This is a genomic window from Bacillus sp. FJAT-27251 (genome assembly GCF_001273925.1).
Taxonomy (GTDB): domain Bacteria; phylum Bacillota; class Bacilli; order Bacillales; family Cytobacillaceae; genus Mesobacillus_B.
The window spans coordinates 2,039,761-2,061,761 of the sequence record NZ_LIGG01000001.1 but is presented as its reverse complement, the minus strand read 5'-3'; the positions used below and the strand labels follow the sequence as shown (position 1 = coordinate 2,061,761).

Here is a 22,001-nt window from a genome sequence, read left to right as displayed (position 1 = left end):
ACATTAAAATAAAGCTAGTGGTGAAAATTATGTTTAAGCCAAGAAATCATTGCCAGAATGAATTTGTTTGTATCGATGATTTGATTCCTGAGGACCATCTTCTTCGTATAATCGATAAATATATAGACTTTTCTTTCTTCTGTAAAAAAGTACGACCTTTTTATAGTGAAGACATTGGTCGACCATCTGATCCGAATCTTCTTTTTTAGAATGGTATTCATAGGCTATCTCTTCGGCATCCGCTCCGAAAGCAACTGGAAAGAGAACTTACAGAACAACAACCCGTGAGGGGTATAGAGAATATAAACCCGATGCAAAAAATGTTCAAGCTGCCCATTACTCTCCGAATATGCACGATTAAAGAATAGGGTGAAAGTTATAATCCGACATGTATGGGAGGAGTTTAAGGAGATGATAAGGCTAACCCCCTATCCAAATTAAGAAAAATGCTTTATACGTTTAGGAAGAAAAAAATCGAGCGAAGCTTCGCAGATTCAATAGAGCTACAGGGGCTGCGCTACTACCGTTTGCGGGGGTTAAAGAATGCAAGTGAACAGGATCTCCTTACTGCGGCCTGCAAGAATTTTAAAAAATTGCCACCCATTTAGCTAAGCGAGAAAGTTGTGTGGCAATCCCTTAGATTGCCTACCCTGTTGATTGGAACGGAAGGCGCGAAGACTCCTGCGGGAGTACGGGGCAGGGGAGCCTCCTCGGCGCTTCAGCGCCGAGGAGGCTCCCCGGCACGCCCGCGGAAAGCGAAGCGCCTGGAGTGGAAATCAACAGGCCTATTAGCATAAACAAAAAAATTGCCGAGAAAGGTACTTTTTCTCGGCAAGGTGAGAGTGGGTTAGCCCACTCTTTTCATTATCACGATTGGTCCATTGGATTATAAAGCTGGATATCCGGATTTTTCTCCTGGAACCAGCGAAGCGCAAAGTCATTTTCAAATAAAAATACTTTTTGCTCATAGCGATCATGAACAAGCAGGCTTCTGGAATTTGAAAGGTTTTCATTGATTTTGTCATTTTCAATCCAACGGGCAATTTTTGACCCTTGCCTTTCCATGATCACTTCCACATTATATTCATTGCGCATCCTGTGTTCAAAAACCTCAAACTGCAGTTGACCTACTGCACCAAGGAGGTATTCTTCCGTCTTGACGGTTTTAAAAAGCTGGATAGCGCCTTCCTGGACAAGCTGCTGAATCCCTTTATGGAAATGCTTTTGCTTCATGACGTTTTTCGCAGTAACCCTGACGAAAAGTTCTGGTGTGAATAGCGGCAGACGTTCATATTCAAATGCTTCTTTCCCGGAAACAATTGTATCGCCAATCTGGTAGGAACCTGGATCGTATAAGCCGATAATATCCCCGGCAACCGCTTCTTCGACCGTGCTGCGGTCGTCAGCCATGAATTGAGTGGACTGGGCAAGTTTAATCTGTTTCCCTGTCCGTGATAGCGTAACATTCATCCCGCGCTCAAACTTTCCGGAGCATATTCTCAGGAAGGCAATGCGGTCACGGTGAGCAGGATTCATATTAGCCTGGATTTTGAAAATGAAGCCGGAGAAGTCCTCTGACAAAGGATCAATTTTACCGGAGGTCGAGTTTCTCGCCTGCGGCACAGGTGCAAACTCAAGGTATGATTCAAGGAAGGTTTGGACTCCAAAGTTCGTCAATGCGCTGCCAAAGAACACTGGGGTTAGTTCCCCCTCGCTGACACGTTCTTCAGAAAAGCTGTTCCCAGCTTCATTTAGAAGCATGATCTCTTCAAGGGTCTGCTCATACAATGAATCTTCTTTCAGCGGGTGGGCTCCTTCAATTTCGCCGTCGCTGTTCAGGCTGATGAACTTTTCACTTTCCTCCACCCTGAATTGCTCAATTCGGTTCTGATGGCGGTCATAAATTCCGAGGAACTGTTTTCCCATGCCGATTGGCCAGTTCATGGGGTACGACTCGATTCCAAGAACTTCTTCCAGCTCTGCAAGCAGTTCCAGCGGTGTCTTTCCTTCCCGGTCAAGTTTATTGATAAAAGTAAAGATGGGGATGCCTCTCATCCGGCAAACCTTGAATAATTTCAAAGTCTGCTCCTCAATCCCCTTGGCCGAATCGATAATCATGACGGCACTATCGACTGCAGTCAAAGTACGGTACGTATCTTCACTGAAATCCTGGTGACCTGGCGTATCGAGGATATTGATTCTAAAGCCGTCATAATCAAATTGCATCACACTCGATGTAACAGAAATTCCGCGCTGCTTTTCGATTTCCATCCAGTCGCTGGTAGCAAACTTTCCGGTTTTCTTTCCTTTAACTGTACCGGCATCCCGGATGGCACCGCCGAATAACAGCAGTTTTTCAGTCAGTGTCGTTTTTCCGGCATCCGGGTGGGAGATGATCGCAAATGTTCTCCTTGACAAAACTTCTTCGCTTAATTTCTTCATGTTATATATCCTTTCTAAACAGCCTTTCTGCTGTACTGCCAAACTGTAATATCGCTGGAAACCTTTTTTATTATACAGACAAAATCCCCATAAGTTCCATCATATATTTTTGATGGAAAGTTTGCAATCTGCGATTGATTATGAACGCTAAAGTTTGGGAAAGAGACAGCAGCATCGCCAAGGGGCTGGAAAATAAAAATGGCAGCTCTTCCGCTGCCATTTTTGCCTAATCGTATAAATCTACAACTGTTTCTCTATGTCTTCAATCATTTCATCTATTGTTTCAGATACCTCATTTGTCCTTCTGGCAATCGAGATGCTAAATTCAAGCAGTTCTTTATAGGCCTCAACAGAGATCATTGTATTTGACTTCTCATATTCATTGATTTGCAAACCGATATTCTGCAAAATGACCAGGACTTCTTCCATTGAACCTTTTTGAATATCAAACATAAGTTTTCCCCCTGTTTTCTATTTGTACTCATTATGGAGGAGATTGATATTTTTTTAAATGGTAAAATTTCCAATAAAACGCTGTGCCAGCGGAATAAAGTAGGACTTCTTGCCTAAAAAGCCCTTTCAAAATCTGTTTTAATATGTAATCAAGTTAAAAACAGGATAAAAGACCTATGTGTTTCATCCTGTAATAAAGTTTTTAGTTCACTAAACGTTCATTTTTTCGATTGTTAATCTCAGTAAATCCCATCCCGGGATGGTGGCCTCTCCCCCGCCTTGAGCAAAGTTTGGCTTTCCGCCTCCTTTTCCGTTGATAACCGGCAAGACCTGTCCTAATAGTTCTTTCATGTTTAATTGGCCATTTTCTCCTCTTGCGCATACAAGCTGGAGCTTATCGGCATTTTCCGCCACTAGAAGGACTGGTCTGGACTCGCCGTAGTCCACAATCGTTTTGGCAAGTTTTTGGAGCTCCTTTATTGTCCGGTTTTGAAAAACCTTGCCTATCACCTTTGGATTTTGGTCGGACATCAATGCCGATGCCTCGTGCTGGAGCAGCATTTCACTCATATCCTCCAGGGTTTTCTCCATGTGTTTACCTTCCGCGATCATACGCTGGATAGAAGCAGACATTGTCTCTGGAGGCGCGTTTAACAAGCCGGAAAGTTCCCTGATAAGGTCGTGCTTTTGCTGCAGATGGGATAGAACGCGCTGTCCGCAGATAAATTCCACACGTACCTTTTTACGCTGCCGCTCCCAGCCCAGAATTTTAATCGCCCCTGTTTCCGCGGTGTTTTTAGGATGGGTACCTCCGCAACCGTTATAATCGAAATCCGGTATGATGACGAGACGTATGTCCTCAGTTACGGATAACTGCTTCCTTAATGGGTATCGGGAGGCTTCCTCGCGGTTTACCCATTTCGCATCGATCCTTCGTGCATCCATGACAATCCCATTAGCCCTGCTTTCCGCAGCCCCGGCATGCTCTCGAGGAAGCTCGTCAATATCGAGGTCTATCGTAAGCGTCTCTTTTCCCAAATGAAAGGAAACGGTACGGTAGCCATATAATTCTTCAAAAGCCGCCGAGAGAATATGCTGTCCTGAGTGCTGCTGCATGTGATCAAAGCGCCGTTCCCAATCCACCGTGCATTGTACGGTCTCCACGTCTCCGGGCAAAGGCCGTTCTATATAGTGGCGGATTTCTCCGTCGACTTCCTCAACATTTGTAACCGAAACTCCCTCTATACTGCCAGTATCATGCGGCTGGCCTCCTCCTGTTGGATAAAAGGCGGTTTCCTCCAGGGTCACATACCAGTTCCCTCCATCCAGCTCCTGATTCAGCACCTTCGTTGAAAAGCCAGTTAGGTAGGCATCTCTGTAATATAATTTATGATTCATTTCCTCACACTCCGTGAATGATCTCCTCCCAGTATATCATTTTTGTCCATGCAAAAAGACAGCATCCCGGCGCTGTCTTTTGCATGTTCCCTATTTTTTTGTTAGGTGAAAGATAATCGATTCGTACGGGCGAAGGTGGATATTCCTGAACTCCTTGCCAGAGTCGTAATTGGATAATAGCACCTTGGCTTCATGCCCATCAGTGTCTACTGTGTCTGGCATGACAAACTGTGTTTCTTTTGCATAAAAATTGGTCACAACCAGCAATTTCTCGTCACGGCCATTTCTGATATAAGCAAAAATCTCAGGGTGATCTTCGAGTAACAGCTCATAGTCTCCGTACGTAATAATTTCGTACTCTTTTCGCAGCGAGATCAATTTTTTATAATGATAAAACACGGAATCATGATCCGCCAGGGCATTCTCTGCATTGATATTTGCATAGTTCCGGGCAACAGGAATCCATGGAGTGCCGCTTGTAAACCCCGCATTCTTTTCGGCTGTCCACTGTACAGGAGTCCGTGAGTTATCCCTCGATTTGCTTTGCAGGATCTTCAGGATTTCCGATTCTGGAACCCCTTCCGCTTTTTTGATCCTGAAAATATTTAAGGATTCTACATCACGATAATCCTCAATTCTTTCAAAATATGGATTGGTCATCCCAATCTCTTCTCCCTGGTAAATATATGGAGTTCCCTGCATCATATGGATAGCGGTGGCCATTGCCTTGGCAGACTCACGATGGTATTCCTGGTCGTTTCCATAGCGGGACACAATTCGTGGCTGGTCATGGTTACACCAGAACAAAGCGTTCCACCCGCCGCCCTTATGCATTTCGACCTGCCATTGTGACAAGATTCTCTTTAACGCCAGGAAGTCAAAGTCCGCGATACTCCATTTATCTCCATTTGGATAATCCACTTTTAAATGGTGGAAGTTGAATGTCATGCTGAGTTCGTTTCTCTCCGGATTCGAGTACTTAATACAGTTTTCAATCGTCGTTGAACTCATTTCGCCAACCGTCATGGCATCATACTGGGAAAATACCTCCCTGTTCATCTCGTGGAGGAATTCATGTATTCTTGGGCCGTCTGTATAAAATTTGCGGCCGTCACCTGGAGGCACAGTTCCATCATCATCAGGGAATTCCTGGTCCTTGGAAATCAAATTAATGACATCAAGCCTGAAACCATCAACGCCCTTCCTGAACCAATAATGCATCATCTCGTATACTTCCTGGCGCAGTCTTTCATTCTCCCAATTTAGGTCAGCCTGGGTCACGTCGAACAAATGGAGATAGTATTGCCCAGTTTCCTCGTCGTATTTCCATGCAGACCCGCCGAACTTTGATTCCCAATTTGTCGGTTCACTTCCATCCGGCTTTGGATCTTTCCAGATATAATAATCGCGGTAAGGACTGGATTTGGACTTTTTCGCCTCCTTGAACCAACTATGCTCAGTTGAGGAGTGGTTCACGACAATGTCCATAATGATTTTGATGTCCCGCTTATGGGCCTCCTCAAGAAGCCGTTCAAAATCCTCCATCGTTCCATACTGCTCATAAATTTTATAATAATCGCTTATGTCATAGCCATTATCTTTCTGCGGCGATTCATAGATTGGTGTCAGCCAAGCCACATCAATGCCCAGTTCCTTCAAATAATCCAATTTTTCAATGATTCCCTGCAGATCGCCTACACCATTCCCCGTTGTATCATAAAAGCTTTTCGGATAAATTTGGTAAACAGTTGCTTTTTTCCACCATGGTTCCGTCATATCAGCACCTCCAAAAATAAAAAGAACACTTTCAGATTCCCTAATATTTTTTATTATAGGATTAACCAGAAAGCACTATCCATGAAACTATCCAGCTCTTCCTGAAACGATTTCATTGTACATGTATATACAAGTTAAGTCAAACTGCCCTTATCCCTCTTTTCCCCAAACGGTCTATACCTAACATGGGGATAAAATGTTTCATAAAAAAAGGACACCCGCAGGTATCCCGCTCATCCTTTCGTACCGGATGAAATGTTAGAGCCCTCGATAAAATATCTCTGGAAAAAGAAAAACAGAAGGACCACCGGAAGCAATACGGTAACAGACATGGACATTAAATAATGCCACTGTGTCTGGACCGTGCCCTTGAATGTCTGCAAGCCAATCTGGAGTGTATACATGCTTTCATCATTTATATATAAAAGCGGACCAAGCAGATCATTCCAGGCGCCATTGAATGAAAAGATCGCTACCGTAATCAGAGCTGGCTTGGTCAGGGGTAGCATGATGTGCCACCAGATTTTCAGGTGGCTGGCCCCGTCAAGATAGGCTGCTTCAATAAGCTCGTTGGGTATGGTCATCATGAATTGCCTTAACAGGAATATAAAAAAGGCACTGCCCAGGAATGCCGGGACGATTAAAGGCAGATAGGTGTTAAGCCACCCGAGCTTGGAAAACAGGATATATTGGGGAACCATTGTGACAAATCCCGGAATCAGCATAGTCGATAGGACGAGAATAAAGAGAGTGTCCCTTCCCTTGAAACGGATTTTCGCAAACGCATAAGCAACAAGCGAATTGACAAAAACAGCCCCGATTGTCCCGCACACAGCAATAAAAAGAGTATTTAGCGCCCATCTGGTAAATGGAGCAGTCTGCCATGCCTCAATATAATTGGAGAAATGAAATTCTTTTGGGATAAAGGTTGGCGGATACTGCGCTATTTCTGCGGGAGACTTCAGCGAAGTCGAAATCATCCACCACAATGGCGCCAACACAACTACACTTCCCAATATCAACAGGAACACCACAATGGTGTTTTTCATCTTCTCCCTAAACTTCCTGCTTTTGTAAACGGCATATGTGGATGCTGTCTTCATTTCCTGTCGCCTCCTTCATAATAAACCCAGCGCTTGCCAAGCTTCAGATTTACCACAGTCAAGATCATGACAATGATAAATAGCAGCCAGGCCATCGCCGAAGCATACCCCATATCAAAGACTTTGAAAGCATTGTTCCACATATGGAGGTTATAGAACAATAAAGAATTTGCAGGTCCGCCGCTGCCGCTCTCCGTCATGACGTAAGCTTCCTGGAAAATTTGAAACGCACCTATTGTACTGGTGATGACATCAAAGAATATGATTGGCGAAATCATTGGCAGTGTTATATACCGCAGCCTCTGCCAAAGTCCGGCTCCATCCAGCTCGGCGGCCTCATACATTTCCTTTGACACCCCCTGGAGACTCGCCAGATACAAAAGCATCCCGCCGCCGACACTCCACATTTTCATGAGCAGCAAGGCAGGCTTGGTCCATTCCGGGTCAAACAGCCAGGCAGGTCCCTCTATTCCCACCCAGGCCAAAACAGTGTTGACAAGTCCTGTTGATGGACTGAGAAGCTGCATCCACAAAAAATAAACGGCTACTCCTGACAGGATGGAAGGCAGATAGTAGATTGTCCGGAAAACCTTCATTCCTTTTAGCTTCTGGTTCAGAAGCAGCGCGAGCAATATCGCCCCTGCTGTTGTGAGCGGAACGGAAAAGGCTACATAATATAATGTGTTTGCAAGCGATGTCCAGAAAAGGTCATCGAGAGTAAACATCGTCCGGTAATTCTGAAAACCAATAAAATTCATTTTAGAAGTAATATTGTAGTCTGTGAAACTGGCAAATAAAGAAAATAATAACGGTCCAAGGGTCAAGCCAAAAAACCCGACCAGCCAAGGACTGATAAAAAGGTAGCCTGTCAGAGTATCTTTTGTCTTTTTGCTAAGCTTGCTTCTCTTGCTTGCAGCTGCAGGCCCATGCATATAAGCCGATTCTGGCTGCCTTATCGTTTCTGTCGTTTTCATCCCCTGAGCCACTCCCTCTCTAATCCTTACTTAAAGAAGAGAGAAAATGAATTTCTCTCTTCTTTGTTCCCCGCCAGTAAGCTGGCCGGATCTATTCCCTTTTCAGTTTGCTGACATCGCTTTCCGCTTTTTTCAATCCCTCTTCGGGAGAAATTTTTCCTAACAGAATATTGTCTACTACCGGATTGATCCTGCTGTGATAGTCCGGATATTCCACTGGGACAGGGAACATTTTGGTCTGCAGGAGATTCTCCACTGTCGCCTGATAGACCATTTGTCCATCTCCCGTCAGTTCGCTTGCTACAGCTTCCGCTGCTTCAATATTGGCTACATTGTCAAAGTTCTTCATAGCCCAATATTTTTGTCCTTCTGGACCAGTCAAATACTTGATGAATTCCATTGCTTCTTCCGGATGGTCGGCCCCTTTGGGAATTTCGGCGACGAACCCTCCGCCTTCAGCCCAGTGCCCTGAATCTTCATCAAAAGATGGCAGTGGTGCCACACCAAACTCAAGGTCTTTGCCGTAATCACGGATTTGTGTATAGAATGTGCCAATATCCACCCACATGGCTACTTTTCCGGCAATAAACGGATTGGCCTGTTCACTTCCAAATTCCGCCTGGTACGTTTGGACCGTCTTCTCGCCAAGACGCTCCTTCCAGCCTAACAGCCAGTGGAGGGCTTCCGCTTTTCTAGGAGTATCGATTGCCAGTTCCCCATTCTCTATAAAACCTTTTCCATCATCGGCATTGGTCATCCAGCTTGAAGCTCCAATGCTGCCCCATAGTGGGTAAAAACCGATCCTTTCATACTGGTTTCCAGTTTTCACATCAAGCTTCTCCGCATATTCTTCCAGTTCTCTCCAGGTTTGAGGCGGAGCTTCCGGATCAAGTCCAGCTTCTTTAAAGGCAGCCTTGTTATAAAATAATAATCGGGTATCGGTATTGAATGGAACCGCATATGTTTTGTCCTGATAAACAACTGTCTCCCATAAATGCGGGTAAAATTGTTTTTCAAAGGATTCATCTATGTATTGGCTTAAATCCTCTACCTGCTGGTTTTCTGCTCTCTGCGAAACTGTGTTGATATCATTGATAATGACATCTGCCGGGTTGCCTGCCGCAACGGACGCCAGATTTTTAGTCCAGATATCTCCCCATGGCAGGAAAGTGTGCTTCACATGAATCTTATCCTGGGATTCATTGAAATCGGAAATTATCTTCTCAATAATCGGCCTCCTTGTTTCAGATCCCCAAAAAGTCCAAAAATCGACAATTACCTTTCCATCTTCCGTTTTCTCTGCCTGTGCACTGTTTTCATTTCCTGAACATCCAGCCAGAAATCCCATAAACAGCAAAACAGCCAGCAGTAAATTTCTCTTTCTATCCATGTTTTATCCCCCTGTGTTTAAATGATAAAGCCCTAAATCGGGATATACCCTTCCCGCTCCACCGTTAAACCTGGGATTGTCAGTTCCCCCCGATTTTTTCACGATTATTGAATCCGCTTCCGATTTCTAAATGGGCTCTTTTTTTTTGCCAATTTATTGCACAAATTACTGCTTCTGAATAGGATATATTGACAATTTAAAAGGAGGTAGTTACGAATGTCTGGTGGACGCGGCGGATACGGCGGAGGTTTCGCCTTGCTTGTTGTTTTGTTCATTCTATTGATTATTATTGGCGCTTCTTGGGGTTACGGCTACTAGTAAGCCCCAGCTCTCCCAACTGGAAAAAGTGTCCGGATGAACCGGGCACTTTTTTGCGCCCAGTCTGCACACCAAAAAGACCGCTTATAACATAGGCGGTCTTCCTGATTAGGCAAATTGTTCCTGGGTGCTTTTCTGCTGGAGGTAGACCAGCGCTTCTTTATCAGATGAGACCGGGAGCTTGAATTCTGTTTTATACTCTTCCGGACCTTTGCCGGTTATGATCACCCAGTCCCCGTTCTTCGCCTGATTCCAGGCCATTTGGATAGCCAAGGTCCGATCAGGAATGACAGAGCCCTTTTCCTGGCCAAAACGGTCATTCAGATACGTAAGCTCCCTTTTCATCTCCTCTTCCGGGATACCATTTAAATCATCAAAAGTAAGAATGAATTTATCACACATACCCGAAGATGCCCTGACCATATGCTCCCGCTTGGAATGATCCCGGTCACCCCGGAATCCATATATATGGGTAATATGCCTTGCGTTATGGTCTATAGCCGCCTGCAGGCAGTATTCAATCGCATCCTGCGTATGTGCGTAATCAATAATGAAGGTTGCTCCTGAAGGATGGGGCACCATTTCGAATCTTCCTGGAACCCCTGGGAAATGTTCAAGCGCATGGATGACTTCTTCCGGTGCCAAACCTATTTCCAAAGCAGCCAAAAAGGCGAGAGCTGCATTATAAACATTATGGCGGCCCGGACAGGGGAGGTTAACTTCATACCGGTGCAGACCCGTATTTAGAGTGAAAGTCGTTTTCCCGTTCAAAACAATGTTTTCAATCACTATATCGTGGGCTCCCTTGCATCCAAGCGAGGCAAAAGGAACGCCTTTACCGTCCAAATCGTTTCCTAAGCGCTCACCCCAGTCGCTAAGCACGGAAATAACAGCTTTCCCTTGAGGCTTTAAATAATCAAACATTGAAACCTTGGCCTGATAATACTCATCCATCGTCTGGTGGTAGTCAAGGTGATCATGGGACAAGTTTGTGAACAAACCATAATCAATTTCAAGGCCTTCCGCCCGCCCCTGAACCAATGCATGGGAGGATACCTCCAAAATCGCAAATTCATCCTGGCTCTTTGATAAAAGTTCCTGAAGCAAAAGGGCGTCAGGGGTGGTATTTTCAGGCTTGTACACTTCATTATTAATCATGTAGGCAACCGTCCCCAGCAAGGACGCGGATTTGCCTGCCGAATTAAGGATATGGCGGATCATAAACGCCACCGTGGTTTTTCCGTTGGTTCCCGTTATGCCAATCACCTTTTTCATCCGTGAGGGATAGCCATAAAAAATGTTGGCCAATTGGCCAAGGGCTATGCGGCTGTCAGCCACCTTGATATAAGGGATGTGTAATGATAAATCCATTTCCCCCACAACGGCAACAGCCCCATTTTTGATTGCTTCTTCAATAAAGCCATGTCCATCGCTTTCGTAACCAGAAATAGCTACAAACAAATCACCTTTTTTTATTTTACGCGAATCCTTTTGGATTCCCAGGATATCAACATCTTTTGGATGCAGATCTTTTTCGAGCCCAAACCCCAGGCTTTCGAGCAGCTTAACTAATTTCATTGCCATAACTCCCTTTTTTCCTGCCATCAATCCTTAGCAAACAGTTAAATGAAAATATTACGTCTCCATTTATATTCCCTGTTTATTTAAACTTATCCATGTTTTCGCCGACTTCTTCGGCTGCCATTTGAAAATAAGAAATTAGGCTTAGCTATTATCGCAAAACTAAAAAAAAGGCCGAGCGCCGCTCAGCCTTCCTTCCTAAATTGTTGGGAATTCCTTGCATATCGGTGGAAGTATTTAGCATCCAGCCTGCTATGCTGATTTAATAAATAGGCGGACCTGGTCGCTCCTTCCTTTCTCAGAGTATTTAAGGCCTCAATCATCTCCTTTGCCGTTTTTATACCAATGCCATGTCCAAAATACTGGTCATTCCCAAGGAATACGGCATTTTCTCCCAGCCATATCGCCTGTTTATAGTCAGGGTTATAAAAATAAACTACATCTCCAGGAATAAAGTCAGTTCCCCTTCGGGTCACAATGACAAGATCAGGGTCATAATTCCAGTTCCAGACCAGGAGCCCTCCAAACAAATAATTAAAGTCGGAAGGTCGGATGGAATCCAATACGGCTTTATAGAAAATGAAAACCATTGCTGTCGAACATTCGAAGCCATATTTTTTCCCATTATTGAAAACATCCCTGATTGCATCTGACGGAAGGACGTCCGGCCGCAAAAGATAGCCTCGGCTGCTCCGCACCCAGTATGCCGGATTAAACTGGGAATACTGGAATGTAGTAAAGACTGCCCCGCTTTGCTGCATCTGGTAGGCTGCATTCATAATGTTTTCCCTAAGCTGAAGCTCGAATAATAACTCACCGGGTGTAAAAAAACTAAAGATTTCCCTGCTTGCATCCATCGCGATAAAAATCTCTCTTTTTACCCCTTGAAGGCTGTCGGGATGAATCCCGTTCGGAGCGGTTGCAATCCTGATCATATTGCCCTCCTTCCAAAGAGTTCCTTTTAAGAAAAGCGCAAGCGCCTGCTTGTTAAAGAAAATGCCATTATAGAATAGTATGAAGGCTTCCATGCATTAAGAAGAAAAAAAACTCAAATCCATTGTGGATTGAGCTAAAAGGTTATTTTTTCGTTTTGCTGGAACTTTCACCGCAATAGCTGATAAATTGCTGTACCATTGAAAAGTCCTCATAAAGCATCAGCAGCAAATCTCCTGCCTTTGAAAGCTCCCATGCTTTTATAAATGCTTCAGCTTCTGCCGGAACCAAATGAACGTGGTTTTCTGAAAGGCTGGCGCATGCTGCTCTTTTCAGGATGGCGGGGACCTCCAATGATCTTCTCCCTCTTAATTCGGCGTCTTCTTTAATAATCATGATATCCGATTTGGATGCTGCAAGCCTTCCAAGATCTTCAATATCATCATCAAGCCTGTCTCCCGGCGCCGAGAGGACGGTGATGACCCTCCTGGCCTTCATTGCCTTAACAGCTTCGAAAATTGCCTTCAGCCCGGCATAATTGTGGGCATAGTCAATAATGATTTGTCTGCCCTCCATATCAAGCTTATTGAAACGCCCTTTCGAAAAGTGGAAGTCAGGCAGGAACGATAAGGCTCTTTCTTTAAGTACCTCCATATCGATTCCTTGTGTATAGGAAGCAGCTAAAGCCTGCAGAAGGTTGGCGAGGTTATGCCTGGCCGTGCCGTTAAAGGTCACCGGTATATCCCCAGCTGGCAGGAAAGGAATCTTTTTGCCTTTATCGCTGCAGATAATCTGTCCGGACCTGTCTACATACCATGATGTTCTGCCCTTTCGCAAAGAGTCCTGGATATGAATATTCGTCTCTTCCAGGGAAGTGTAGACGATATGGCCTTTCGAATAGGATGCCATCTTGGCAACCTCCGGGTCGTCGGCATTAAGCACACAGCTGCCGCCCTCTATCACAACCTCGGGAATCAGCCTTTTTAGTTTAACCAGCTGGTCAAAGGTTTCGATGCCATCAAGACCTAAATGATCTTCGGCAACATTCGTCACTACACCAACATCGCAATAACGAAAGGCCAATCCTTCCCTGAGAATGCCCCCTCTGGCAGTTTCAAGAACAGCGATATCTACCTGTGGGCTGGCCAGTACCTTTCTGGCGCTTATTGGTCCACTGCAATCTCCTTCATCAATGCATTGGCTCCCAATATACACACCATCAGAATTGGTCATCCCCACTGTTCTGTCCTCTGCTTCAAGGAAGTGTGCGATCATCCGCGTTGTTGTAGTTTTTCCATTTGTACCGGTTACCGAAATAATCGGAATGGACGCTTCCTCCCGGTCCCTGAAAAGGTAATCAACAATTGCCTTGCCAGCATCCCTGCTTTTTCCTTTGCTGGGAAAGTGGTGCATCCTGATGCCGGGTGCCGCATTTACCTCGATGATGGCTGATTCTTCAAAGCAAAAAGGCTTTGTTATATCCTTGCTGACCAGGTCAATTCCTGCAATATCAAGTCCTACTGCCTTTGCGGCTGCCACAGCAATCTCTACGACGGTTGGATGTATTTCATCCGTCACGTCAATGGCCTGCCCCCCCGTAGAAAGGTTGGCGTTTCCGACCACCTGGACAACTTGCCCCCTTGGAGGAACAGAATCCAGGCTAAGATTAAATTTCTCCAGGAAACAAGCTACAGTATAATTGAAAGGAATTTTAGTCATTGGTTTTTCATGTCCGTCGCCGCGAAGGGGATTTTCATTCTCGATTTCTATCAATCTGCGGATGGAATCCTGGCCGTTCCCAATGATAAATGGCGGCAGGCGGAGACTGGCAGCGGTTAATTTTCCATCCACAACCAAAAGCCGGTAATCATGACCCTCGTAATATTGCTCAATGATATACTCTTTAACATAATCATCCATACAATGAACCACATTAAACAGTTCCTGCTTATTTTTGATATTTGTAATCACTCCCTGACCCTGCCTGCCGTTCCGAGGCTTGATCACAAGCGGAAATCCAACTTTATCCGCCGCCTTAAAGATTTCTTCCAAGGAGGCCACTATTTCCCCTTTGGGAACAGGTAAGCCACAGCTATGAAGGATATCCTTTGTAACCTGTTTATCACATGAGTTTTCCACAGCCATGAACGAGGTTTGGCTGGAAATCGTTGCCTGGACAAACTTTTGCCTGGAGCCTGTACCCAGTCGAATCAAACTTTCCTTGCCTACCCGTTCAGCCGGGATCTTTTTTCGGTTTGCCGCTTTCAGAATGGCTTCTGTGCTCGGGCCCAATTTATTTTCAAAGTACAGTTCGGAAATACGTCTTATATATCCTGCGACATCAATCTGCTGGCTCCCGCCAAGAATCCGAAGGACTATCTGCTTTGCAGCTTCAAAGGCAAAATACCCGGACTCGGGCTCTTTGCATTCAAAAGTGACAAAGTAAATACCTTTTTGCCTGCTGGTGACAGTCTTTCCATGCACCACATTCACTCCTGCCAAATTTTGCAGTTCGATTGCCATATGCTCGAGTATATGCCCCATCCACGTTCCTTCGGTGAGCCGATCAACAAACGCGCCTTCATAACCCAGGGAACATGTATGCTGGCGCAGTCCGGGAAGCAGCGCAAGTAGCTTTTCCTGAAAGCCGGTAATTATATTAGAGGGCTGGTACTCAAGTTCTTCCAAATCCAGTTCAATCCATATAGTAGGATTATAATTAAAGTAATTGGGACCTTTTAAGTACCTTACACGATTAATCTTCATTCTGGTGACCCTTTCCTTTCATGATCTTCCTTGAGGACAGGTTAAAGCCATAGCCATCTGTCAGGGCATGCAGCTTAAAGTCGGTGATTGTCAGCTCTTCTCCTCCATTATCCGACCGGACGAAATCAACAAGCCTTCCTTTTTTTCCGTCTATTATAAAAACTTGATGCTCGCCTATTACAACAAATTCGTCCCCATTTACGATGATGGCAGTATTTTCGTCAATGCCGATGCCAATCAGCTCCTGATTTTCTGCAATTGCCCCTATCAGCCTTCCAAACCGCCCTCGCTGGGAAAAATGCTGGTCAATTAGAAGCTCCTTCTTGAATCCAAAGCCCTTTCCCATTTCAATCTTAAGCCGTTCTTCTTCATTGCTTTTCATTTCGGCATAGACAATCATGTCTTCGCCCATGATGGAAGCCCCGGCACTTGTTCCGGCAATCAGCATGCCAGATTGCCACTTTTCGTAAATCAGCTGGTGCAGCCTGGTTCCCCTGATAAACCGTGAGAGCCTTTCCTGGTCGCCCCCCGTGATGAATAAGGCGGAAAGATTGGCGGCCTTCTTGAGAATGTCAGAAGACTCGGCCTTAGTCCGGGAATCCACTTGCAAAACTTCAATTTTGCCTACCCCCAGCTTTTTAAAGATGTCAATATAGTCCGCACTTACTTCCGTTGGAATTTGGGAAGCGGTCGGCAATATCCCGATTCCCCCGTTGTTCGAATCTCCTGCAAGGTGAATAAACGTTTCCAGAATCTCTCCTTCTGTACATTTTTCTTCATTGCCGCCAATAATCAGCAATTTACCTGCACTCATTTTTGTTTTTCACCTTTCTTTTCAATATGGTACGCACATAGCGTATTCCGTTCGGCCATTAGGGCCAGAAGAATATATAGTATCTTCCAAGCTGCCAGAAGCTATTCCCCAAATAAAGGATTTTTTGCCCCTATAACAGGTTACCCAAACACTGCTTGTTTTCATTCGTCCAGAATCGGGTACTGTAAATTATCACTGATTCAAGGAGGTTACAATGATGAATAATGATAAGAACAACTCTGTTGAGCAAGAAAGAAAGAAGGAACATAATATCGACATCGAACCTCAGCGTGAAGGAGATAAAACCAAAACGAAAGAAGATAAAAATAAATGAGTCAGGAAAAGCGCAAATCAATGGATAATCCAGAACAGTATCGCACTGACAAAGAAAGCCTTCATGACATGTTTGAAAGTGAGCAGACAGTCGATGCCCTGCCAGTCGAAGATTTAAAACAAGAGCAAGCTGAAGAAAAAGACGGATCTATTATCAAAAATAATTCTTCATCTCAGGAGAAATACAAGGAAGATTATGATGAAAAAAAATGAGGGGAAGATGCTCCCCAGATTGTCGAGAAAGAGTCATTTCTCGACAATTTTTTATGCCACGGGCCTGTTCAAGATCTGCTCCTGATGTTTTTCTACCGGAGCTGTCCGAATTGGGGTTATTCGGACTCGGCGACCTGCTTTTCTTCGGGAGCTCTCCGTATACAGGCTTCATTCGGACTCCAGGCACAACTTTTCTTCGCAAGCTGTCCGTATCCAGGCTTCATTCCTACTCCAGACCCCATTTTTCTTCGCAAGCTGTCCGTATACAGGCCCTCATTCTAATCTTTAAAGCCCTTACATTGTATAATGTCAATCTTTCGTAATAATTTCTTTAATAGGACCAATTGAAGAAGCCCTTCTTATATCGTATTATAAAACCATACCTTAACAATGTGAATATTTTCACATACAAACAAAAGCGGGTTGCCCGCTTATTTTTCCCGAAAATCTTGTGATTCATTTCACATATATTTTACCTATCATTTACCAGAAAGAAGGAGTTATCTTGAAAACAAAAAAAATTGTTATTCTTGGCGGAGGATACGGGGGACTGGTTACTTGCAGAAAGCTGGACAAACTCTTAAGAGTGGGAGAGGCAGAAGTTACTCTTATCAATAAGCATGATTATCATTATATTGCGACACAGCTGCATAAAACCGGGGCCGGTACAGCCACTGACGATAAAATAACCATGCATATCCCAAATCTGATTCAGTCCGAAAAGATCCGGTTCAAAAAAGGCGTCATTGATTCAGTAGACTTTACCAGCCAGCAAGTCCATCTTGAAAATGGCGAAAAAGTTTCCTATGATTATTTGCTGCTTTCCCTCGGTTTTGAAGTAGATACCTTTGGGATTCCTGGTGTCAAGGAGAACGCTTTTAAAATCCGCAGCTTCAGGAGTACTAAAGCCATTTACCATCACATCCTGCATCAGTTCGAAACCTACAAGGAAGACCGGGACCCTTCCAGGCTGACCTTTGTGGTTGCCGGTGCCGGTTTTACAGGAATCGAAATGATTGGAGAACTGGCGGAAGCCATTCCGGGAATGTGCAAGATCCACAATATCCCCGTTTCGGAGACAAGAATCATCAACGTGGAGGCTTCGGGGTCTGTCCTGCCAGGCTTTGATCAAAAGGCTATTGACTATACTTCCAATTATGTGAAAAAGCACGGAATTGAGCTCATGACTTCAACTAAAATACTTGAATGCACAGACACCTCCATCAAACTTGACAACGGGACTACCCTGCCGTCGAGAACCTTAATTTGGTCTGGCGGTGTCAGGGGCAACACCCTGCTTGAAAAGCTGGGACTGCCAATTGAAAAAAGCAGGGTCAAGGTTGACCGGCACCTTAGGGTTCAAGGCATGGAAAATGTTTTTTGCATCGGAGACGCAGCGCGTTTTATGAAGAACGAAACAGAGGCTCTTCCGCCTACTGCCCAAGTGGCCATCCAGCAAGCTGAACTGTGCGCTCCAAATATCCTTGCCGCGCTAAGGGGAGAAAATTTGCGTGAATTCCAATACAGCCATAAGGGAACGGTTGCTTCCATTGGCAACACTGCCGCGGTTGGCAATGTATTTGGATTAAAAATCAGCGGACTGTTTGCGGCTTTTATGAAACAAGTGATTGAAGCTAGATATTTATTTGTATTGGGTGGTCCCACACTTGTCATCAAGCAATTTTCAAAGTTCGCCAAGCCTTATTTAAGGACTGCTCCGCAAAATAAATAACAAGAGTATATATGCCCTTGCCCAGCCTCGACAAGCGCGGGAGCCGGACAGCATCCAAGTTTCAATTTAAAGGCAGGCCTTTATCTGGCCTGCCTTCGTTTACATGTTTCCAACGGTCAAAGGCTGCCCGGGTGGGCGTTTCCCCCTCTGAAGATCTCGAATGGTAAGCCCAAAATCCATTTGTAAATGGGGGTAGTCCTTGAAGTTCTTCCAATCTCCTCCCCATTCAAAGCCAAGTCCCTTAGCCAGATCAACCACTTCCAGCCAATCGGATTGGCCATTTCCATTGCCGTCATATTCCATATTCCAAAGAGCTTTCCCGCTGTCAGCCTTCAAGGCAAAGTCAACCGCTAAACCAAAGTTATGAAAGGATTCCCCGCCCTGGGCATGGGTGACAATGTTCCCGCCAGCCGTCCTCCCTCTGGCATATAAGGAATCCTGCTCTTCAAAACTTCTGAATCCATCCGTAATAATGATTGAAATCCCTTTGTCTGCCGCCTTCCGGACAAGCAGATCCGCCTGCTGGGCAACATGGGGATGAAGGCCCTCAGGCAATGGTATATCTTCATTCAAGCCTGGCTGGTCAAGAAATTTAAAATATAGAACCAGAACAGCCAACACGAATATAAATGGCAGGACCGCACTATTGGACCTTTTCTTTTTCACCTGCAAATCCTTCCTTTCATTCTATTTATACTAACGAACAAGATGCTCATTTGGTTTCATTAAAAAAGAGACCTTTTTACGGTCCCTTCTCATTGATTCTAACATCCTCCTTAAAATTGCCGCTTTATGGAGATTCAGAAATTGTGGTTTTCCAATGAAGTTAGCGGAAATGTCCAATAAGCAATAAATAGTTTGAAAATTGTCAAAAGGGATTGTCGAATCCAGCCAAAGCATGTAAAATTTTTCTAAGACGGTCTGAATGCGGTGGTGATGCTAATGGAAATAACCAGGCACTTTTTATTCAATTTATCCCTCTTGCTTATCTTCATGTATATATCCTTGATGTGGACAGAGCGCATAGGCATGAATTCCATTCCAAAGCGGACCGCCACGCTTTACTATATATCGAGCATATTCCTTTGTTTCGCTTTCTCTTATAACCTGACTGACACCATTAAACTTGACCTTCGGGATGTACCTGTCATTATTGGCGGCCTTTACCTGGGAGTCGGCCCGCTGCTGGCAGCAACAGCCATCCTGACCCGTGCCCTTGACGGCATTGATGCCGGGGTCTTCACCCACATTCTTTTTTACGGGTTGCTGGCGTTCACTCTCTGGCGTCTCCACCCTTGGTTTATCGGCCAGAAAGCAAAATGGAGAATCATTTTTGCCGTATTGGCGACTTTCATAGTAAGTTTCGGAACAGTGGTCCATATAGAATGGATCAATCCTCCCCATGAGAAACTTGATGTGTGGATGGCCTATCTGATCATTCCATCACTAGGTACATGCATCCTGGCTTACTCTGTCGAATTCGTAAGGAAGAATTTATTAATGAGAAAACACCTAATCAAGTCTAAAAAGCTTGAGGTGGTTGAACAAATGGGAGCCGCGATTTCACATGAAATCCGCAACCCCTTGACAGCAGCAATTGGATTTGTACAGCTGCTCCAGGAAGACAGGGTACAGCCATCCAAGCGTAAGGAGTACCTTTCCCTGGTGAAGGGCGAACTGGAATCAGCGGAGAAAGTGATTCAGGATTATCTAACCTTTTCGAAGCCTTCCTTCGGAGCTGTGGAAGTCCTGAATATCAGGCGGGAACTTGCCCATGTACTCACGATTGTTCAGCCACTGGCCAATAAAAATTCCGTTCGGATTACTTCTGATTTTGCAGGGGTTGGCTTTGTTGAAGGGGATCGCCAAAAATTCCGCCAATGTTTTTTAAACGTTCTGAAAAATGGCATTGAAGCCATGCCCTCAGGTGGCGAATTGGTCGTTGAAACACTTTTCACCCCCGCACATGTGGGGATTACCATCAAAGATACGGGGATTGGGATGAGCAAAGACCAGCTGGACAGGCTGGGAGAACCGTATTATTCAACCAAGGAAGGAAAAGGAACAGGGCTTGGCATGATGGTGGTGTACAGCATTGTCCGGGCAATGAAGGGGACAATTCAGGTGGAAAGCAGCAAAGGGGAGGGCACAGCCTTCCATTTTATGTTTCCTTCCAAAAGAAATATCCGAAAGGAAAACCTCTCTTAGGAAGCAGCCCCTGACTGGGATCACCATAAGGGCATCCATTTCCAGCGACATTCATGCAGGAGACAAAAAAGAGGCTGGGGATTTCTCCAGCCTCTTTCCTGTCAGGAAACTTCCTTATCGGTAATCTTATATTCTTCTTCCCAATACTCAGCATTCTTAATGCCTAATTTTGTAGAATTGAATACAGGATCAAGTCCTTGTCTTTTCTGTTCTTCATAATCTTTAAGGGCAATCAATGCAGGCTTAGCCAGGATCAAAATAGCGATAAGGTTCAGCCATACCATCAGGCCAAGGCCTACGTCGCCCAATGCCCATGCCAGTGTAGCCGTTTTGACAGCTCCGTAGAAAGTTGCTCCAAGGATAACAATTTTAAGCACGAACATAGCCGGTTTGCTGTTTTTTCCTCTAGTCAAGTAAGCGATATTCGTTTCAGCCATATAATAGTAAGCCATGATTGTTGTAAAGGCAAAGAAGAATAGGGATACGGCCACAAATCCTGCTCCAAACCCTGGAATGGCGGATTCCACTGCTGCCTGTGTAAATCCTGGCCCCGCCTCAACACCCGGCAGGTTTTCCACAAGTGGTGTAGTACCATCAGGCCCTACAGTATTAAAGGAACCCGTAAACAGGATCATAAATGCAGTAGCGGAACATACAAACAATGTATCGATGTATACGGAAAACGCCTGAACCAACCCCTGTTTGGCAGGGTGTGATACTTCGGCCGCTGCAGCTGCATGAGGCCCTGTTCCCTGGCCCGCTTCGTTCGAGTAAATTCCCCGTTTGACACCCCATGCAATGGCGCTGCCAATGATGCCTCCAAACATGGAGTCAGCTCCAAAGGCTGAGCTGAAAATCAGGGCAAATACACCGGGGAGCTCCGTTATATTCATTCCAATTATCACCAGGGCTACGAGGATATAGCCGACTGCCATGAATGGCACAGCGTATTGCGCAACAGTCGCAATCCTTTTGACGCCCCCAAAAATAATCAGGCCCAGCAGTATTACCAGAATAATTCCTGTAATGGTCGGGCTTAAACCGAATGCATTTTCAAGGCCCAATGCAATGGAGTTAGACTGGATTCCAGGCATAAGGATACTCATGGCAAGGAGAGCTGAAATGGCAAACAGGACGGCAAACCACTTGATCCCGATCCCTTTTTCAATGTAGTAAGCCGGGCCCCCGCGGTAAACACCATCCTGCTTGACTTTATAGATTTGACCCAATGTAGATTCTACAAACGCACTTCCTGCCCCTATAAAAGCAATTGCCCACATCCAAAAAACGGCACCTGGCCCCCCCATAGCAATGGCGGTCGCAGTTCCAGCGATATTCCCTGTCCCGACCCTTCCCGACAGAGCAAGTGATAAAGCCTGGAATGAGGAAACCCCGGCAGCTGAACTTTTCCCTTTGAACATAAGCTGAACCATGTCTTTAATATGCCTGACTTGCAAAAATCTCGTTAAAATAGAAAATAATAGCCCCACACCCAAACAAATATAAATAACCGGGGTGCTCCACAACACACTATTAAGCCAGTTTACTATTGCTTCCACTTCTTTCC

The 22,001-nt window shown here is 45.0% G+C and carries 19 protein-coding genes and 1 pseudogene; 7 read left to right on the top strand and 13 right to left on the bottom strand.

Annotation, left to right across the window (positions count from 1 at the left end; translation table 11 throughout):
• Positions 1–29: 29 nt before the first annotated feature.
• Together ADU22_RS25610 and ADU22_RS25605 are read left to right on the top strand one after the other, a co-directional pair.
• The gene (locus ADU22_RS25610) at positions 30–209 is read left to right on the top strand and encodes a transposase (RefSeq protein WP_502688739.1); all 180 of its coding nucleotides are present in this window, start codon (positions 30–32) and stop codon (positions 207–209) included.
• Between the two features lie 59 nt (positions 210–268).
• Positions 269–608, top strand: a pseudogene (locus tag ADU22_RS25605) (transposase); the annotation flags it as partial.
• A 259-nt stretch (positions 609–867) separates the two neighbouring features.
• Here the strand turns inward: ADU22_RS25605 and ADU22_RS09690 are convergent.
• The 7 genes from ADU22_RS09690 to ADU22_RS09660 form a co-directional block, all read right to left on the bottom strand.
• On the bottom strand, positions 868–2,442 hold the full coding sequence (locus ADU22_RS09690; RefSeq protein WP_053361972.1) for a peptide chain release factor 3: 1,575 nt from the start codon (positions 2,440–2,442) through the stop codon (positions 868–870).
• A gap of 240 nt (positions 2,443–2,682) precedes the next feature.
• The gene (locus ADU22_RS09685; protein ID WP_046525969.1) at positions 2,683–2,895 is read right to left on the bottom strand and encodes a hypothetical protein; all 213 of its coding nucleotides are present in this window, start codon (positions 2,893–2,895) and stop codon (positions 2,683–2,685) included.
• 210 nt (positions 2,896–3,105) lie between these two features.
• A complete protein-coding gene (locus ADU22_RS09680; RefSeq protein WP_053361971.1) occupies positions 3,106–4,293 on the bottom strand; it encodes a serine-tRNA(Ala) deacylase AlaX in 1,188 nt (395 codons plus the stop codon).
• 90 nt (positions 4,294–4,383) lie between these two features.
• Positions 4,384–6,069: an alpha,alpha-phosphotrehalase gene (treC, locus tag ADU22_RS09675; protein ID WP_053361970.1), complete on the bottom strand. Its 1,686-nt coding sequence runs from the start codon at positions 6,067–6,069 to the stop codon at positions 4,384–4,386.
• 233 nt (positions 6,070–6,302) lie between these two features.
• Positions 6,303–7,172 (bottom strand): carbohydrate ABC transporter permease, encoded by an 870-nt coding sequence (locus ADU22_RS09670; protein ID WP_053361969.1) that lies wholly within the window; start codon positions 7,170–7,172, stop codon positions 6,303–6,305.
• The gene (locus tag ADU22_RS09665) at positions 7,169–8,146 is read right to left on the bottom strand and encodes a carbohydrate ABC transporter permease (RefSeq protein ID WP_053361968.1); all 978 of its coding nucleotides are present in this window, start codon (positions 8,144–8,146) and stop codon (positions 7,169–7,171) included. Before ADU22_RS09665 ends, ADU22_RS09670 begins: the two co-directional genes overlap by 4 nt.
• A gap of 91 nt (positions 8,147–8,237) precedes the next feature.
• Entirely contained in the window at positions 8,238–9,536 is a 1,299-nt protein-coding gene (locus ADU22_RS09660; RefSeq protein WP_053361967.1) for an ABC transporter substrate-binding protein, read from the bottom strand.
• 216 nt (positions 9,537–9,752) lie between these two features.
• On the opposite strand from ADU22_RS09660, the gene ADU22_RS24195 reads away from it, so the two are divergent.
• Complete coding sequence (locus tag ADU22_RS24195; protein ID WP_082252821.1) at positions 9,753–9,854, top strand: YjcZ family sporulation protein; 102 nt, start codon at positions 9,753–9,755, stop codon at positions 9,852–9,854.
• A gap of 108 nt (positions 9,855–9,962) precedes the next feature.
• Here the strand turns inward: ADU22_RS24195 and ADU22_RS09655 are convergent, their stop codons facing one another.
• From ADU22_RS09655 to ADU22_RS09640, 4 genes are all read right to left on the bottom strand, one after another.
• The gene (locus ADU22_RS09655) at positions 9,963–11,432 is read right to left on the bottom strand and encodes a UDP-N-acetylmuramoyl-L-alanyl-D-glutamate--2,6-diaminopimelate ligase (protein ID WP_053364518.1); all 1,470 of its coding nucleotides are present in this window, start codon (positions 11,430–11,432) and stop codon (positions 9,963–9,965) included.
• A gap of 188 nt (positions 11,433–11,620) precedes the next feature.
• A complete protein-coding gene (tgl, locus tag ADU22_RS09650; RefSeq protein WP_053361966.1) occupies positions 11,621–12,370 on the bottom strand; it encodes a spore coat transglutaminase TGL in 750 nt (249 codons plus the stop codon).
• Between the two features lie 142 nt (positions 12,371–12,512).
• Entirely contained in the window at positions 12,513–15,134 is a 2,622-nt protein-coding gene (cphA, locus tag ADU22_RS09645) for a cyanophycin synthetase (protein ID WP_053361965.1), read from the bottom strand.
• Positions 15,124–15,948 carry a cyanophycinase gene (locus tag ADU22_RS09640; RefSeq protein WP_053361964.1) on the bottom strand — a complete coding sequence of 275 codons (825 nt, stop codon included), beginning with the start codon at positions 15,946–15,948 and terminating at the stop codon, positions 15,124–15,126. Before ADU22_RS09640 ends, cphA begins: the two co-directional genes overlap by 11 nt.
• Before the next feature lie 217 nt (positions 15,949–16,165).
• On the opposite strand from ADU22_RS09640, the gene ADU22_RS09635 reads away from it, so the two are divergent.
• The 3 genes from ADU22_RS09635 (at position 16,166) to ADU22_RS09625 (ending at position 18,226) form a co-directional block, all read left to right on the top strand.
• Positions 16,166–16,282 carry a hypothetical protein gene (locus ADU22_RS09635; protein WP_053361963.1) on the top strand — a complete coding sequence of 39 codons (117 nt, stop codon included), beginning with the start codon at positions 16,166–16,168 and terminating at the stop codon, positions 16,280–16,282.
• Positions 16,279–16,494 carry a YczO family protein gene (locus ADU22_RS09630; RefSeq protein WP_053361962.1) on the top strand — a complete coding sequence of 72 codons (216 nt, stop codon included), beginning with the start codon at positions 16,279–16,281 and terminating at the stop codon, positions 16,492–16,494. Before ADU22_RS09635 ends, ADU22_RS09630 begins: the two co-directional genes overlap by 4 nt.
• A 505-nt stretch (positions 16,495–16,999) precedes the next feature.
• Positions 17,000–18,226, top strand: a complete 1,227-nt coding sequence (locus tag ADU22_RS09625) for an NAD(P)/FAD-dependent oxidoreductase (RefSeq protein WP_053361961.1) — start codon at positions 17,000–17,002, stop codon at positions 18,224–18,226.
• Positions 18,227–18,325: 99 nt separating this feature from the next.
• Here ADU22_RS09625 and ADU22_RS09620 read toward each other — a convergent pair whose 3' ends face one another.
• The gene (locus ADU22_RS09620; RefSeq protein ID WP_502688760.1) at positions 18,326–18,835 is read right to left on the bottom strand and encodes a M15 family metallopeptidase; all 510 of its coding nucleotides are present in this window, start codon (positions 18,833–18,835) and stop codon (positions 18,326–18,328) included.
• Positions 18,836–19,168: 333 nt separating this feature from the next.
• On the opposite strand from ADU22_RS09620, the gene ADU22_RS09615 reads away from it, so the two are divergent.
• The gene (locus ADU22_RS09615; protein WP_053361959.1) at positions 19,169–20,434 is read left to right on the top strand and encodes an ATP-binding protein; all 1,266 of its coding nucleotides are present in this window, start codon (positions 19,169–19,171) and stop codon (positions 20,432–20,434) included.
• A 101-nt stretch (positions 20,435–20,535) separates the two neighbouring features.
• On the opposite strand, the gene ADU22_RS09610 is transcribed toward ADU22_RS09615, so the two are convergent.
• On the bottom strand, positions 20,536–21,993 hold the full coding sequence (locus tag ADU22_RS09610) for an alanine/glycine:cation symporter family protein (RefSeq protein WP_053361958.1): 1,458 nt from the start codon (positions 21,991–21,993) through the stop codon (positions 20,536–20,538).
• Between the last annotated feature and the right edge of the window lie 8 nt (positions 21,994–22,001).

Coding starts and splice junctions, on each gene's coding strand:
- ADU22_RS09690 (WP_053361972.1), bottom strand. CDS start 2,442: ATGAAGAAATTAAGCGAAGAAGTTTTGTCAAGGAGAACATTTGCGATC.
- ADU22_RS09660 (WP_053361967.1), bottom strand. CDS start 9,536: ATGGATAGAAAGAGAAATTTACTGCTGGCTGTTTTGCTGTTTATGGGA.
- ADU22_RS09670 (WP_053361969.1), bottom strand. CDS start 7,172: ATGAAGACAGCATCCACATATGCCGTTTACAAAAGCAGGAAGTTTAGG.
- ADU22_RS09665 (WP_053361968.1), bottom strand. CDS start 8,146: ATGAAAACGACAGAAACGATAAGGCAGCCAGAATCGGCTTATATGCAT.
- ADU22_RS09680 (WP_053361971.1), bottom strand. CDS start 4,293: ATGAATCATAAATTATATTACAGAGATGCCTACCTAACTGGCTTTTCA.
- ADU22_RS24195 (WP_082252821.1), top strand. CDS start 9,753: ATGTCTGGTGGACGCGGCGGATACGGCGGAGGTTTCGCCTTGCTTGTT.
- ADU22_RS09635 (WP_053361963.1), top strand. CDS start 16,166: ATGAATAATGATAAGAACAACTCTGTTGAGCAAGAAAGAAAGAAGGAA.
- tgl (WP_053361966.1), bottom strand. CDS start 12,370: ATGATCAGGATTGCAACCGCTCCGAACGGGATTCATCCCGACAGCCTT.
- ADU22_RS09615 (WP_053361959.1), top strand. CDS start 19,169: ATGGAAATAACCAGGCACTTTTTATTCAATTTATCCCTCTTGCTTATC.
- cphA (WP_053361965.1), bottom strand. CDS start 15,134: ATGAAGATTAATCGTGTAAGGTACTTAAAAGGTCCCAATTACTTTAAT.
- ADU22_RS09685 (WP_046525969.1), bottom strand. CDS start 2,895: ATGTTTGATATTCAAAAAGGTTCAATGGAAGAAGTCCTGGTCATTTTG.
- ADU22_RS09630 (WP_053361962.1), top strand. CDS start 16,279: ATGAGTCAGGAAAAGCGCAAATCAATGGATAATCCAGAACAGTATCGC.
- ADU22_RS25610 (WP_502688739.1), top strand. CDS start 30: ATGTTTAAGCCAAGAAATCATTGCCAGAATGAATTTGTTTGTATCGAT.
- ADU22_RS09640 (WP_053361964.1), bottom strand. CDS start 15,948: ATGAGTGCAGGTAAATTGCTGATTATTGGCGGCAATGAAGAAAAATGT.
- ADU22_RS09655 (WP_053364518.1), bottom strand. CDS start 11,432: ATGAAATTAGTTAAGCTGCTCGAAAGCCTGGGGTTTGGGCTCGAAAAA.
- treC (WP_053361970.1), bottom strand. CDS start 6,069: ATGACGGAACCATGGTGGAAAAAAGCAACTGTTTACCAAATTTATCCG.